16 protein-coding genes are annotated in these 14,082 nt (G+C 35.0%); all 16 read right to left on the reverse strand.

Annotated elements, in window-relative coordinates; translation table 11 throughout:
- Window positions 1-17: 17 nt before the first annotated feature.
- The 16 genes from fliW to NBE98_RS19085 all read right to left on the reverse strand — a co-directional run bounded on the left by fliW (window position 18) and on the right by NBE98_RS19085 (window position 14,082).
- Window positions 18-440 (reverse strand): flagellar assembly protein FliW, encoded by a 423-nt coding sequence (gene fliW / locus NBE98_RS19010; RefSeq protein ID WP_250816587.1) that lies wholly within the window; start codon window positions 438-440, stop codon window positions 18-20.
- 31 nt (window positions 441-471) lie between these two features.
- On the reverse strand, window positions 472-1,419 hold the full coding sequence (gene flgL, locus NBE98_RS19015; RefSeq protein ID WP_250816588.1) for a flagellar hook-associated protein FlgL: 948 nt from the start codon (window positions 1,417-1,419) through the stop codon (window positions 472-474).
- 29 nt (window positions 1,420-1,448) lie between these two features.
- The gene (gene flgK, locus NBE98_RS19020; protein WP_250816589.1) at window positions 1,449-3,245 is read right to left on the reverse strand and encodes a flagellar hook-associated protein FlgK; all 1,797 of its coding nucleotides are present in this window, start codon (window positions 3,243-3,245) and stop codon (window positions 1,449-1,451) included.
- Between the two features lie 57 nt (window positions 3,246-3,302).
- Window positions 3,303-3,713: a flagellar protein FlgN gene (locus NBE98_RS19025; protein WP_250816590.1), complete on the reverse strand. Its 411-nt coding sequence runs from the start codon at window positions 3,711-3,713 to the stop codon at window positions 3,303-3,305.
- Between the two features lie 2 nt (window positions 3,714-3,715).
- Window positions 3,716-3,991, reverse strand: a complete 276-nt coding sequence (gene flgM, locus NBE98_RS19030) for a flagellar biosynthesis anti-sigma factor FlgM (RefSeq protein WP_250816591.1) — start codon at window positions 3,989-3,991, stop codon at window positions 3,716-3,718.
- 117 nt (window positions 3,992-4,108) lie between these two features.
- Entirely contained in the window at window positions 4,109-5,206 is a 1,098-nt protein-coding gene (gene fliY, locus NBE98_RS19035) for a flagellar motor switch phosphatase FliY (RefSeq protein ID WP_250816592.1), read from the reverse strand.
- Window positions 5,199-6,194 (reverse strand): flagellar motor switch protein FliM, encoded by a 996-nt coding sequence (fliM, locus tag NBE98_RS19040; RefSeq protein WP_250816593.1) that lies wholly within the window; start codon window positions 6,192-6,194, stop codon window positions 5,199-5,201. Before fliM ends, fliY begins: the two co-directional genes overlap by 8 nt.
- 20 nt (window positions 6,195-6,214) lie before the next feature.
- Window positions 6,215-6,616: a chemotaxis protein CheW gene (locus tag NBE98_RS19045; protein ID WP_250816594.1), complete on the reverse strand. Its 402-nt coding sequence runs from the start codon at window positions 6,614-6,616 to the stop codon at window positions 6,215-6,217.
- Window positions 6,617-6,631: 15 nt separating this feature from the next.
- Window positions 6,632-6,994 (reverse strand): response regulator, encoded by a 363-nt coding sequence (locus NBE98_RS19050; protein WP_250816595.1) that lies wholly within the window; start codon window positions 6,992-6,994, stop codon window positions 6,632-6,634.
- A gap of 77 nt (window positions 6,995-7,071) precedes the next feature.
- On the reverse strand, window positions 7,072-7,671 hold the full coding sequence (locus tag NBE98_RS19055; protein ID WP_250816596.1) for a chemotaxis protein CheC: 600 nt from the start codon (window positions 7,669-7,671) through the stop codon (window positions 7,072-7,074).
- Window positions 7,672-7,682: 11 nt separating this feature from the next.
- Window positions 7,683-9,692, reverse strand: coding sequence for a chemotaxis protein CheA (locus NBE98_RS19060; protein ID WP_250816597.1), 2,010 nt, complete (start codon window positions 9,690-9,692; stop codon window positions 7,683-7,685).
- Window positions 9,693-9,711: 19 nt separating this feature from the next.
- A complete protein-coding gene (locus NBE98_RS19065; protein ID WP_250817627.1) occupies window positions 9,712-10,479 on the reverse strand; it encodes a CheR family methyltransferase in 768 nt (255 codons plus the stop codon).
- An 8-nt stretch (window positions 10,480-10,487) separates the two neighbouring features.
- Window positions 10,488-11,516 (reverse strand): protein-glutamate methylesterase/protein-glutamine glutaminase, encoded by a 1,029-nt coding sequence (locus NBE98_RS19070; protein ID WP_250816598.1) that lies wholly within the window; start codon window positions 11,514-11,516, stop codon window positions 10,488-10,490.
- A gap of 14 nt (window positions 11,517-11,530) precedes the next feature.
- The gene (locus tag NBE98_RS19075; RefSeq protein WP_250816599.1) at window positions 11,531-12,019 is read right to left on the reverse strand and encodes a chemotaxis protein CheD; all 489 of its coding nucleotides are present in this window, start codon (window positions 12,017-12,019) and stop codon (window positions 11,531-11,533) included.
- Between the two features lie 12 nt (window positions 12,020-12,031).
- Complete coding sequence (locus NBE98_RS19080) at window positions 12,032-12,478, reverse strand: chemotaxis protein CheW (protein WP_250816600.1); 447 nt, start codon at window positions 12,476-12,478, stop codon at window positions 12,032-12,034.
- A gap of 65 nt (window positions 12,479-12,543) precedes the next feature.
- Window positions 12,544-14,082 carry a flagellar assembly protein A gene (locus NBE98_RS19085; protein WP_250816601.1) on the reverse strand — a complete coding sequence of 513 codons (1,539 nt, stop codon included), beginning with the start codon at window positions 14,080-14,082 and terminating at the stop codon, window positions 12,544-12,546.

Consider the following 14,082-nt stretch of genomic DNA (forward strand, 5'->3'; position numbering starts at 1 on the left):
TCCAGCACACACACTGGCTAGTTAAATATAGGCTGCTTTATTTTGTATTTATCGTTATCCAGTATTATTTGTTCCCCTAGTCTCTGCTTAATATTAATTATTATTGGTGCTTTTAGATTAGCAGTAATACTTTCCAACTTAGTACTTAATGTGACAGTGTTTAATACAAGCACATCCTCTGGTGATTCTATTGCAAGCTGTTCTTGCTTTTCCTCTACAAGCTTGAATTCATAATCCTTAACAACTGAGAAAGGAGATATTACTACAAGTCCTATACTTTCATCCTCTATTGACTGCACTACGCTGAAAAGCTCATTCTCCTCTACAGGAAACAGTATAAATTTCTTTAAGCTCTCAAAGCCTGGCAATCCCTTTTTAAAGGTTATTATATCCTTTTCCTCATATTCTCTTACACCATGATATTTTGTATTTAGTTTCATGTTAGTTTAATCCTCCTATTAGGACTTTAACCTATCTTAAATAATCCAAAAGTGTTGGCTGAAGCACTCTTGCACTAGTTTGCAGCGAAGCCATGTACACTGTTTGCAAAGTAGCATATTCCATAGTCTTTTGAGTTATATCTATATCTTCAGTACGAGATAGTATATCTGTCATATTAAAGCTCTCATCTTCGTTCTTAGCTTCTGCGCTTTCCATTCTGTTCTGCTTTGCTCCTACCTCTGCTCTAACCTTTAAAAGGTTGTTTACAGCATCGGTTATATCCTGCAGGTCGCCGCCTGTAAGCTCTGCAGTACCATCTGCATCTCCTAAATGGTTTACTATATTGCTAAATATAGTTTTTATGTCCTTAGCGTCGCCTTTTTCATTTTTAAATTCCACTACCTCGCTAGCAGTAACATTGTATTCCATTGTAACCCCTGGTGATATTTCTACTAGCAGTTTTTTACTCATTTGATTAAGTTCCGTAGCATCAGTGCTGTTGTACTCCAACACCATATTCTTATCGGTATTTTTAGAAGCAGCCATAGGTTTAGCAGTACCTCTGCTTCCACCAAATACATATTTTCCGTCAAAGCTTGTATTTAAGATTTGAGCAAACTCATCTATTTTTTGGTTTATTTCATCTTTTATGGATCTTCTTTCGTCACTTCCATAAGCTGCATTTCCACCTGATACTAATAGCTCTCTTATTCTTTGAAGAACCTCACCTGTTTGGCCTAACGCAGTATCAGTAGTATCAAGCCAGTTTAAGGTATCGCTTATATTTTCCTTGTACTGATTGTTTGCATTTATATCTGTATGAAGCTGCATAGCCCTGGCAACCTTTGCAGGATCATCTGAGGGCCTTCTTATTTCCTTTCCAGAAGTCATCTGCTGCTGAAGTGTCTGCAGATTCCCAAGATTGTTCCTCATGTCTGATAGAAAGCTGTTAGACAGCATTTTATTTGTTACACGCATATTTTCCCTCCTTGTATTCTTTATACCTTTTATCGCCTTAATCCGTTAATTACTACATCAAGAAGTTCGTCTACTGTTGATATGATTTTAGCATTTGCTTGATATGCATGCTGATATTGAATAAGGTTAGCCATTTCCTCGTCTATCGAAACTCCTGAAATAGATTCTCTGGTTTGTGTGAAACTTTGAAGAAGCGTTTCCTGATTTTTAACCATTCTTTTTGCTTCTCCGCCCTGAACCCCTAGCCTGTCTATAACGTCCTTAAAATAATTATCAATTTTCATTCCTTTATCCGCCGGCTTAATAACTATTGTTTTATTTACAGCATCCTGCTTAAAATAGTTATTCTCATAAGGCTCTGAATTGCTAAACATTTCGCTTCTTGAAGTTATATATTTTTTGCCGCCATCAGAAAGCTCTAAGTTAGTAGTGATTTTTTGAATATTCATGTTCAAGTTTCTAAGCTGTCCTACTGCTAAGGCTCTTGTATTATCAGAAGGACCTGCATCCTTATCAAATCCCGCCTGAAGCAGCATTACATCATCTATAAGCTTCTTGTTAACAGTTATACTTGCTGCAGTTATTTCACTTTCTGATTTGCCTTTCTCACTATTTACAAAGAAAGCTATTTCGCCATCAGTTGGGGTTGTATTACCAGTAACAATGGTGTTAACAGAAAACGCCAATGCCTTGGCAATTTTGTCTATTTGATCTATATAGTTGTTTATATCTGTTTGTACGGTTCTATAGCCTTCAAGTTCTCCACCTGGAGCTTTAAATATTAAGCCTCCATAAGTTTCTTTGCTTGTATCTATATCTAGTTTTTCACCTTTTGAATCTGTCCATATAAGTCTTCCATCTTGAAGATTTTTAAGGTCTTCTGCGTTTAAATCCTTAAGCTCCATTTCAACCTTGTTGGATTCGCTTAATTTACTTCCAAGCTTGTAATAGGTAATCTTTACATTATATAAAGCATTTCCATCCTTATCAGTGCTGCCTGAAAGCTCCGGCTCACTTACGCTGTCTACATAAGACAACCTTTTTACTTTATGATTTGGTGAATCCTTTATTATAAAAGCATCGTCTATTCCATTTTCACCTTTGGGAAAGGACGGTTCTACGTCTATTCCCTCAAAATTCTTTTTATCTATTTTTATATTAAATTTCGTACTAAGCTCGTCTAATAGCAAGTCTCTTCTGTCCATTAAATCATTTGGCATTTGTCCAGCTACTTTAACACCTATAATCTGCTGATTAAGCTGACCTATCTGATCTAATATGTCATTAACCTCAAATACTGTATTTGATATTGTTTGCTGAACATTTTCCTTTAGCTTGTTGAGCTGGGTTGAAGTATGGTTTAAAGTATCAGCCAACGCTGCCCCTTGCTGAATTACAATTGTTCTTGCATTTGAGCTTTGAGCATTACCTGCAAGAACGTGCCAAGAGTCAAAAAACTTTCCTATTAAGGTTGAAATTCCTGTATCGCTTGGCTCATTAAATATACCTTCAACTTCGCTTAGAAATTTATCTCTGGCAGCAAATTCTCCGTAGGTACTTGTCTCGTTCCTAACCTGATAGTCTAAAAAGCTGTCTCTTACTCTTTCAATAACAGAAACCTGAGAACCTGTTCCCATTTGCCCTGGCTCTGCTGTATTGTTCAAGGAAGGCATACCAAATGGTCTTGTAGTTTCTATAGCCGCCCTTTGTCTCGAGTAACCAGCTGTATTTGCATTGGCTATATTATGTGATGTTACATTTATAGCCCTTTGTTGGGTTGACATGCCTCTATTTGCCACATTAAATATTGAAAATAACCCCGACATCTATCCACCTCATATATTCTTAAATTCTTATATTTATATATTCTTATATTTATATGTTTACTTCGATACTTTCCCGTAAGAATTATAAGTTTTTGGAGCTCTAGAAGGATTCAAAATGGCTAAAATTCTATTAGTATAGCCTAAGCCCTGCTTAATTAAAAGATCATTTGTATCCTTTTGAAGTTTAGTCTCCTCTAGAAGCCTTTTTATACTTCTAAAATTATCTTCTAATTCTCTATCTCCAATTTCCTCAATTATTTCGCTCATAGCTCTTCCATTTGTAAGCTGTCTTCTTTTCATTTCCAGAGCTGCTATGCCTCTATTGCACTCTTCGATTTCTTTTACACAGCTTTCAAGAGTTATTGCATCGCTCTTTATCAAGCAGCTATGTTGATTTTCAAGCGCTTCTAAAAGCTTATTTACTGAGGCTATTTCATCAACAATAATGCTATTTAATTCTATTTTCAAGGTTAAATCCCTCTCCCTTTAATATTATCAAGCATTTTCTTTGCAACAAGTTTAGAATCAGCCTTGTACGTTCCTTGAGAAACTTCCTTCTTAAGTTTTTCAATCTTCTCAGCAGAGTTTTCAAAGCCTTCCTCCACAGAATAGGAGCTCAGGCTTTTACCAAGACTTGAAATCTCTATAGTGTCTTTATTGGTATTTACCGTAGTTTTCTCCGTTAGTTTTTTATTAAAACTATATAAGTTAACAACCTTATTTACGGAAGCTCCATTTATTTTCATATATATCACTCCTAAATAATATTCTTTCACATTATGCTAATTAATTATCGTACATTATTTAAAAAAATTTAGAGGAAAAAAAAGAAATAAAGCAAATACTTTATTTCCTCAAAAATTTTATTTAGATAATGACTTAACTCTTTCTGCCCCGCTTACTATGCTGCTGATTCTAACACCAAAGTTTTCATCTACTACAACAACCTCTCCAAAGGCAACAATTTTTCCATTTACTAAAATTTCTACCGGTTCTTCTGCCAACTTATCAAGTTCAATAAGGGAACCTGTTCCAAGATTTAAAATATCTTTTATACTCTTTTTAGTTCTGCCAAGCACAACAGATATTTCTAATGGAACATCTAAAATCAAGTCAATGTTTTTAGGTGCAGAAGATACGCTGCTTTCTCTCAAGGGCTGAAAAGCTGCTCTGTTAATTTCTACAGCAGGTTCTGAACGCCTTGCCTGTTCAGGCTCCTTATAGGTATGTGCTGGAGCTTCATAAGTAGTTTGTATCGGCTTTTCCTCAATTTGAGGCTTAGCTGTATCGTTTGACTCTGTTCCCATCATTATAGACACAATCTTTTTAGCTGTCTCCATAGGAAGAAGCTGCATAATAGTACTGTCTACAAGTTCTCCAATAGTAATCTTAAAAGATACCTGGATAATATTTTCATCCTCATCTATAGCTTCTGTAAAGTTGTTGGTGGAATCTCTCCAAACCTTTGAATGAGGCGGAGATATATTCACCTCTCTGGCAAACATAGTAGCCATTGAGGTAGCTGCAGAGCCTATCATCTGATTCATTGCTTCTGAAACTGCACTTTCTTCTATCTCAGACAACTCATTCATTTCTATTTTTCCGTCTCCACCCATCATGAGATTAGCTATGATTGCAGCGTCTGTAATTTTCATTACTAAAAGATTTTCTCCGGTGATTCCAGAAGTATACATTACTTCTAAAGCTATATTGGGGACTTCGAAATTTTCCTTTAGCTTATTTAAAGTTGTAACACTAACTACTGGAGTAGTTATATTAACTTGCTGTCCAATAATTTGTGATAAAGCTGTAGAAGCTGATCCCATAGAGATATTTCCTATCTCTCCTAGCAAATCCTTTTCTATATCTGAAAGAAGTTCTTCCTGTGGTGGTTCAGTACTTAAGCTTCCTCCATTTAATAAAGAGTCTATTTCTTCTTGTGAAAGAAATCCACTACTCATAGTTTTCCACCTCCTTGTCTATAATATCTATTATTTGAACTCCAAGGTTTTTTCCTATAACCCCCGGCTTTCCATAATAATAAGCCTTATCTTCAACCTTAAGTTCAACCGGACTTGTGCTCTTATTATCTAAAGTCACAACATCTCCAACTGATAGCTTTAAAAAATCGTCTATGGTTATGTTGGTGCTGCCTAAAACAGCTGTAAGAGATACATTAACAATATTTAGTCGATTTTTTAGCTTTTCTCTGGATTCTTTTAATACTACCTCATCATTTTCCTGGAACCAATATTGAACAACAAGCCTGTCGAGAACCTTCTCAATACTTAGATAAGGTATGCAAATATTTATAAAAGTATTGCTCTTATTCATTTCTACAGAGAAAGTTATAAGCGCTACCGGCTCTGTAGGTGCTAGAGTCTGGTTAAGGGCAGGATTTGTTTCAAGACCCTCTATCTCAGGTTGTACCTCCAGTACATCCTCCCATGCCAGCTTCATACTGCTTATAAGACCTTTATTTACATGCTTTATTATATTCTTATCTATATCAGTAAACTCTCTCATCTTGTATTTGCCAGTACCAGTTCCTCCAAGCAGTACGTCAATTATTTGAAACACAAATTGGGGATTAGTTTCAAATAGTATTGACCCATTTAAAGGAGGCATTTTAAAAATGGTAAGCACTGTAGGGTTTGCTATAGAATGAATGAATTCCTCATAAGTTATCTGCTCAACTGACTCTATTTTAACTTTAACATTGCTTCTAACCTGAGCAGTTAAATAATTCGATATTATTCTTGAATAATTATCATGAATAAGCTCTAAAGTCCTTATATGCTCTTTAGAAAACTTTTGAGGGCTCTTAAAGTCATATGGCTTAACCTTTTGCTTTTCTTCATCCTTTGGAAGCTCTTCTGGTTTTAATTCACCAGAGGATAAGGCAGACAGGAGAGCATCTATTTCGTTTTGAGACAATACTTCTGCCATACTTTCCCCTCATTTCTACTCTAATTTGATAGAAGTCTATCTATGTCTATTAATGTAACAATTCTATGGCTAAAATTAATTACACCTTTTATGAAAGCCTTTCTTCTATCGCTTTCTACTTTTTCAATCATATCTTCATCGATATCTAAGACCTCATCAACCTGATCAACGGTAATACCTACCAATTCATCCTCTGTCTCTAAAATAATAATGTTATTCTGTCCATCTTCTTTTTTTTCTATATCCAATAATAAATTGATATCTAATAACGAAATAATATTTCCTCTAAGATTTATAAGTCCTTTTATATGCTGAGGAGCTTTAGGAACTTTGGTAATTCCCATGGTGTCATTAATACTTTGAACCTTTACAGTTTCTACTGCAAATTGTTCGTCTCCAACATTGAAGATTACTACTTGCATAATAAATCCTCCCCGCTATCCTAATACTTTTCTGATAGCTTCTAGTACTCTATCTGGCTGAAATGGCTTAACGATAAAGTCTTTTGCTCCCGCTCTAATAGCATCCATTACCATTGTCTGCTGACCCATAGCACTGCACATTATAATTTTAGCTGCTGGATCAAAGGCTTTTATAGCTTTAACTGCCTCTATTCCATCCATATCTGGCATAGTAATATCCATTGTTACTACATCTGGTTTTTCCTTTTTATATATTTCTACAGCCTTTAGACCATTATTAGCTTCACCAATTACCTGGAAGCCGTTCTTTTCTAATATATCCTTTATCATCATTCTCATAAATGCAGCATCATCAACTATTAATACTCTTGAAGCCATTATTGAAAATCCTCCTTATATTTCTTTTTGTGCATGTAAAGCCTTTTATTTTTTAAACTATTTATTGCTTTTGATCTTTATTCAACACCTAATACACTTAATATTTTTTCTAGTGAACCAGGCATTGGTATATAGTAAAAATGCCCGCTTATCTTAGAGTCTGTTTCCACGAACATTGTTTCAATATCTAATACAGAGTCGTCAAACTGCCCGGATTCTATAAATGTTGTGGATAGTATTGCTCCCAGCATGTCATAAGCTACAGCTGGTACTGAAGGCATTATCAAAAGGTTAGTAAACTTTGCTATAGCGTTCATAAATGAACTAGAAATAATGTTCCCGATTTCGCATATAACAGAATTACCCATTTCGCTTAAATTCTCTTCTCTTTGTCCTGTAAGCGTCTCAATAAGGTTAAAAGCACCTTCTCTTTCAAATATAAAGAGTATATTACCTGGTGTATCCCCAAGAACTCTTACCACAACACCTATAACTATGTCTTCTCCGCCTATTCTTGAAAATATTGTTTCAAACGGAACTACATTAACTGCTGGTACTGTCATATCAACCTTTTTATTGATTAGTTGAGAAAGTGCAGTAGCAGCATTCCCTGCTCCAATATTTCCAACTTCCTTTAGAGCATCCAGCTGAATTGGACTTAAGTTCAAATATCCCATAACTGCCTCCTCTATATAAGAGCCGCAACATCCAATATTAGAGTTACTAATCCATCTCCAAGGATTGTTGCACCGATATATTCTTTTAAACCTTGAAGTGTTTTTCCAAGAGGTTTGATAACTATTTCCTTCTGTCCAAATAATGAGTCTACAAGAAGACCAACTACTTTTTCGCCAACCTTAACTATTACTATGTAGTTCTTATGGTTTTCACCTGGCTCTATATTAAGCTTCTTATTTACCCTTATTAAAGGAATAACATTCCCGTTATATATTATAACCTCTTTATTATTTGTCTTTTTTACTAACTCATCCTTGTAGTCTATTACTCTATCTATATATCCAAGAGAAATAGCCATAGTTTCAGTACCTACCTTAACTAGTAGAGCCTGAATTATTTGAAGTGTCAAAGGTAATCTTATAATAAAAGAGGTTCCTTTGTCAATTTCACTAATAACATCAACAGTTCCGCCAAGGGCTGATATCTTTGTTTTAACTACATCCATCCCTACGCCTCTGCCAGATATATCTGTAACAATTTCATTTGTACTGAAGCCTTGAACAAATATAAGATTTCTAATATCAGCATCTGACATTCCATCAGTATTAATTCCAAGCTTTTCTGCTTTTGCCTTAATCTTATCTAAGCTAAGACCCTTTCCGTCATCTTCTACTTTTATAACTGCTTTAGTGCCTTCCTGATAAGCAATAAGCTTTATCTTTCCAACAGGGTCTTTTCCTTTTAGTATTCTGTCTTCCTTGCTTTCAATTCCATGATCTGCTGCATTTCTTATTAAGTGTATAAGAGGTTCGCCTATTTCATCTATAACTGTTCTATCAAGTTCTGTATCCTGCCCTTGAATTACAAGTTCTATTTCCTTATTAAGCTCTACCGATAAATCTCTTACCATTCTAGGGAAACGGTTAAACACAACATCTAACGGCATCATTCTTATCTTCATTACAAGGTCTTGAAGATCTGAGGTAGTTCTTGCTACCTGTTCAAGAGTTTCATTAAGTTCTACAAGTCTGTGGTTGCTGCTTATCTGTTCCAGCCTAGTTCTATGAATAACAAGTTCTGATACCATATTCATGAACTTATCAAGCCTCTCTAAGTCAACTCTAACTGATTGGTGAGTTTTCTTATGCGTAACAGCTTCCTTAGGAGTTTCCTTAACTTTTTGAGCCTCTTTCGCATTCTGCACTATAGCTTTTGCTGCATTTTCTTCAACTTCACTATGAACAACAGCTGGCTTAATATCAATATCTTGAATTTCAGCTGAATTTAAAGCAGTAATGCAAACTTTCTCAACCTCAGAAATGTTAATCAGGCTTTCATGTATATCTTCACTGGTTTTGTTTGTTAAATAAACAAGACCTATTTCAAATTCAAAGTTTTCACTTTCTATATCCTCAGCAGAAGGAACAGATTTTATTATTTCTCCATTCTCCTCCAAGCTCTTAAAGATTAAAAATGCTCTAGCTGATTTAAGTAAAGTATTTTCACTTAAGCTTATCTTTATTTCATAAGCACTGAATCCCTTATAAGCTGCTTGTTTTACTATATTTAAATCATATTCGTTTAAGTTTATCTGCGAATTAGCTTCCTTGACCTCTGTTTTTTGAACTGTATCTTCTTCCACACCAGTTGCTATAGCTTCAAGGCTATTTATTATTTCTTCAATTGAAACAATTCCATCGTTTCCCTCAGAAATATTATTTACCATAACTTCAAGAGTATCCAAACACTGAAACAGTACAGTCACTACTCTTTGAGTAACCTTTAGCTCCCCTTCTCGGAATTTTGTTAAAACGTCCTCCATTTTATGTGTAAGTTCCGCCATAACACTAAATCCCATTGTAGCCGCCATACCTTTTATAGTATGTGCTATTCTAAATATTTCATTTAACTTGTCCACATTACCTGGCTCTTGTTCAAGATTAAGTAGACACTCGTTCAAGCTTTGAAGATTGTCCATTGATTCCTCAAGGAACATTGAGAGATATTGAGATGTATCCATAAACTTCCTCCTCTATTTACTATAGCTTTCTATATATAAACGTAGATGCTTTATCAAAACCATAATCCCTATAGTTGTATATGCTTTCCGTAGCCCCTACAAATAGCAGACCACCTTTTTTTAAAGATGCGCTGAATTTCCTGTATATTTCATCTTTTACATCTTGATTAAAATATATTACAACATTTCTGCATACTATTAAATCAAAATCTTTTTCATAATTTTCAAGAATGAGGTCATGTTTTTTAAAAGTTACCATGCTTCTAATCCTAGAATCTATTATATATTTGTCTCCTGATATTTTAAAGTATTTATCTAATAGTTCCTTCCTCACATTCTTCACTTCTGAATAAACATATTCTCCAGCTCTAGCTTTGTTAAGAATTGTTGCATCTATATCTGTTGCAACAATCTTATGTCTTCCTGAAGAATTTAAACTATCCAGTATCATGGCTAAAGAGTATGGTTCAGCTCCAATTGAACAAGCAGCACTCCATACCTTCAAGCTGTTGCTTTTAGGCAGCAATTCATTCTTCAGCTTATCTTTAAGCTCTTCAAATATTTCAGGATTTCGAAAGAATTCAGTTACATTAATAGTTATAAAGTCCAAAAACTTTTGCCTTTGAGCTGGATCTTTTTTAAGAAGGGCAATATAATCTTCTATTGTGTTGGCTCCAACTCTTGACATTAAACTTAGTATTCTTCTATGAAGCTGATTAGATTTATAAGCTGACAAATTTATATTAAATTCTTTTAATACCCATTGCTCAAAGTATGCTAAATCCATAGGCAAAATTATCTTCCCCCAACTAATCTTATTATCTGTGCAGAGACCTCATGTATTGGTACTATCAAATCTATCATTCCTGTTTCGTAAGCTGCCTTAGGCATACCATATATTGTACAAGTTGATTTATCCTCTGAAATTGTAATTCCACCATTTTTCTTTATCTCAACTGTACCCTGTGCTCCATCTTTGCCCATACCAGTTAGTACAATACTTAAAAGGTGAGAACCATAGACCTTGGAAGCTGATATAAAAAGCTTATCCACAGCTGGTCTAACTCCCCATATTGCTGGCTCAGTATTTAAATGTATTTTTTTATCGCTCTGAACTTCCATATGATAGCCGCCTGGGGCTATGTAGACTACATCCTTCTCTACAAAATCACCCTCAGAAGCCTCAACTACTTTTATTTTACTATTTGAATTCAGTCTGTCAGCAAAAGCTTTAGTAAATCCCACTGGCATATGCTGTACAATAAATACAGGAACTCCTAGCTTTTCTGGAAGTGCTGTAATAACTGAATAGAGCGCTTTAGGCCCACCTGTAGATGCACCTATCACTACAGCTTCTATTTTATTAGTTAAGCTTTTTCTAACAGGTTTTACTCTTTCTATTTCAACCGACGCCAAATTGTCTTTATTATAAGCTAGTCTTATTTTCTCAATTAACTCGTCTTTAACTTTATTTATATCTAAGGATATTGCTCCTGACGGCTTTGACACAAAATCAAAAGCCCCAGCTTCAAGGCATTCCATTGTTAGTGCTGTTCCTTTTACAGATACGCTGCTTAACATGATAACCTGTGTGTTAAGATTCCTTTTTTTAATTTCTCTTAACGCAGATATTCCGTCCATTACAGGCATTTCCACATCTAAAGTCACTACATCTGGATTATGTTTTGAAATCTTATCAAACATATCTTGTCCATTTCTTGCAATATCTACAGCCTGCATATCCTCTTCCGAATTTATCATATCTGATATTATTTTTCTCATTAAAGCAGAATCATCTACAACTAAAACTTTGACTTTTCTCAAGAAACATCACTCCATTATAGTTCTTTTATACCTAAACCAACAGTCCTTATTTGTACAATTCCAGTTTTGGTATCAAAAATCATTGTTCTACCTTTGTTCCCTCCAACATCTTCACCTAGAATTGGTATGGATAGCTTTTCAAGCACAGCTTTAACCGCTTGACTATTCCTATTTCCAACATCCATAATCATACTTTTGTCAGAAAAATTAAACATGGAGGCGCCTCCAGCAATCTTAGCTCTTAAGTTTTTCTTTGTCGCTCCAAGCTTTTCCATTCTTGAGAGCAGCATCGGAATAGCCAAATCCGCAAATTTAATAGGATTATTTACAGTGTTGAATAGTGTGCTGTCTGGGAGCATTATGTGTGCTAACCCACCTATGCCAAGTACCTTATCATATAGCGCAATCCCGATACATGAGCCCAGTCCCACAGTAATTAATTTATCTGGAGCTGAACCAGCATTAAGATCTGCAATTCCGACTTTGATTTCTCTTACTTCCATAACTTCACCTAATTATAAAAAAGTCTTTTCTTCATCCGATAAAATTGTCCCAAGGTTTAAAAAGATTATTATCTTTTTATCAATCTTTATAAGTCCTCTAATATATCGTTTTGAGATTCCAGCTACTATTTCTGGTGGATTTTCTATATTATTTGTACTAACATCTTTAACTTCAGAAACTACATCAACAATTATACCTATTTTTGTATTATCCTGTTTAGCCACTATTATTTTTGAGTCGCTGCTTTTTTCACCATATCCAAGACCAAATTTCTTGGCTAGTGAAATAACAGGAAGCACATTTCCTTCGTAGGTTATTACTCCTTCAACAAAGCTTGGTGAATCTGGAAGCTTTGTTGTTTCTTCATAGCTTATTATCCTTTCCACTTCCATTATGTCAGTGGCATAATATTCTCCATTAATGCTGAATATCAAAACTTTTATATTTTTATTCTCCATATTGACCCTCCTGTATTCCTTATTCTGTGCGTAGCAATTATCAATTGTTACGCCTCCTGTATTCCTTACAATCTTAGTCTTTCAACTACAATTTCCCTGTCTTCATCTAGGTAGGCATGTACCTCTTTACTAGGATAATCTACAACAAACTCTCTACAGCCAATAGTTAGAATTGTGTTTTCATAAGCTGCATCAACCCAAATCTGCCCTTTATCTAAAACATTAAGTCTTGTAACAACACCGCCTGTACTCCCAACTTGTTTGCACTTTATGTAATTGCCAGCCTTTACTGCACCTCCCCTACAGACGCTTCCAGGCTGAGTAAAGTACACATCATGATGGGCGGTAAGATGGGATACATATGCCCCTCTTCCTGAAACGATAATGTCTCCTGAACTGCTTATTTGTGAATCCTGGCAATAAGCTAGTTTAACATTTACAGGTATTGATAATGATGACTGCAGAACTTTAATCTTCTCCTTTATTAGATCCATAAGGAAAAAGAGTTCACTATAGTGCTTTATGTTATGGGGCGCTAAGCCTATAAGTTTAGCTTTTACAAAACTTGAAATTTCGCAAAGCTCAAGATCACCCTTTTGTTTATCTTTAATGTCTTCAGAAATTACCAGCATGCACAGTTTTGGGATAATTCTAAATTTATTTTCCAGAAGTAGTTTAATAATTTGTCCATCTGTTGTATCGTAACCTAAAAGATTAAATTTTTTAATTTCCTCGATGGCCTCAACCATTTCTTTAAGAGATCCTTGAAATTCACTAAGATTTTCTATTGTTTTAAGCTTTGTCGCATCTTCGCCCCCACCAACAACGTTAGAATTAATAACATTCCCCTTAACTATAATTTCCCCTATTCCCTTTATTTCAGCTTTCTCCACATTCTGCATGATAGTAATACAGTTTCCCGAATATACCTTCATACCCTCTCTAACATTGCCTTGTACAATAACATCACCTAAAAAAGCGATGTTGCCTGTTCCTAAATCTACATCCTTGGCAATTTGATGTGATTTATAAACATAAAATACATTATTTTTCATGGATGGCTTACCGTTAATAGATGAGACAATTGTGTTTTCATCTGTTTGCTCACAGCCCTGTGACGCCTTAAGCTTTATTACCTTTCTAGACTTTGGGCTTATCTGCTTGCCAGTTACATCCATTCCAGCAATACCTTCCTTGCCAGGTATACGTACTGCAATAACCTCCCCCTGATGCACCGCGTTTATAGCTCCTATACTTTTGAAATCTACTCGACCATTACTATCTTCATTTAGTTTTTTAATATCCTTATCAACTTCAAATTTTAATAGCAGCATATCGTCTTCGCCATTTACAGGCGAATCCCCCTTAGCAATTAAAACCTCATAAACATCTTTCTGATTTGAACAATCCTCAATAACTTCCTCCATAAGGCCATAAATAATATTTAACTTTGAAAGTTCACTTTTAATTTCGCTTGGAGTAAAATAAGGAGGATAGGTGCCTTCAAAATCCGGTAAATAGTTTATGCTTATATAAGCCTCTAATTTATTGTCAGAATACTTAACATTTAGGTGCCTGATAGGTTTTTCATTGTTTTCTTTCAC

Source organism: Clostridium swellfunianum, from assembly GCF_023656515.1.
In the GTDB taxonomy this organism is placed as follows: Bacteria; Bacillota; Clostridia; order Clostridiales; family Clostridiaceae; genus Clostridium_AT; species Clostridium_AT swellfunianum.

What these genes read in the sequence shown, in the direction of transcription:
- NBE98_RS19080 (WP_250816600.1), bottom strand. Translation starts at nt 12,478, where the DNA reads ATGGAGAATAAAAATATAAAAGTTTTGATATTCAGCATTAATGGAGAA.
- fliW (WP_250816587.1), bottom strand. Translation starts at nt 440, where the DNA reads ATGAAACTAAATACAAAATATCATGGTGTAAGAGAATATGAGGAAAAG.
- flgK (WP_250816589.1), bottom strand. Translation starts at nt 3,245, where the DNA reads ATGTCGGGGTTATTTTCAATATTTAATGTGGCAAATAGAGGCATGTCA.
- NBE98_RS19055 (WP_250816596.1), bottom strand. Translation starts at nt 7,671, where the DNA reads ATGGGATATTTGAACTTAAGTCCAATTCAGCTGGATGCTCTAAAGGAA.
- NBE98_RS19050 (WP_250816595.1), bottom strand. Translation starts at nt 6,994, where the DNA reads ATGGCTTCAAGAGTATTAATAGTTGATGATGCTGCATTTATGAGAATG.
- NBE98_RS19075 (WP_250816599.1), bottom strand. Translation starts at nt 12,019, where the DNA reads ATGGAAGTAAGAGAAATCAAAGTCGGAATTGCAGATCTTAATGCTGGT.
- fliY (WP_250816592.1), bottom strand. Translation starts at nt 5,206, where the DNA reads ATGAGTAGTGGATTTCTTTCACAAGAAGAAATAGACTCTTTATTAAAT.
- fliM (WP_250816593.1), bottom strand. Translation starts at nt 6,194, where the DNA reads ATGGCAGAAGTATTGTCTCAAAACGAAATAGATGCTCTCCTGTCTGCC.
- NBE98_RS19060 (WP_250816597.1), bottom strand. Translation starts at nt 9,692, where the DNA reads ATGGATACATCTCAATATCTCTCAATGTTCCTTGAGGAATCAATGGAC.
- flgM (WP_250816591.1), bottom strand. Translation starts at nt 3,991, where the DNA reads ATGAAAATAAATGGAGCTTCCGTAAATAAGGTTGTTAACTTATATAGT.
- NBE98_RS19065 (WP_250817627.1), bottom strand. Translation starts at nt 10,479, where the DNA reads ATGGATTTAGCATACTTTGAGCAATGGGTATTAAAAGAATTTAATATA.
- NBE98_RS19045 (WP_250816594.1), bottom strand. Translation starts at nt 6,616, where the DNA reads ATGCAAGTAGTAATCTTCAATGTTGGAGACGAACAATTTGCAGTAGAA.
- flgL (WP_250816588.1), bottom strand. Translation starts at nt 1,419, where the DNA reads ATGCGTGTAACAAATAAAATGCTGTCTAACAGCTTTCTATCAGACATG.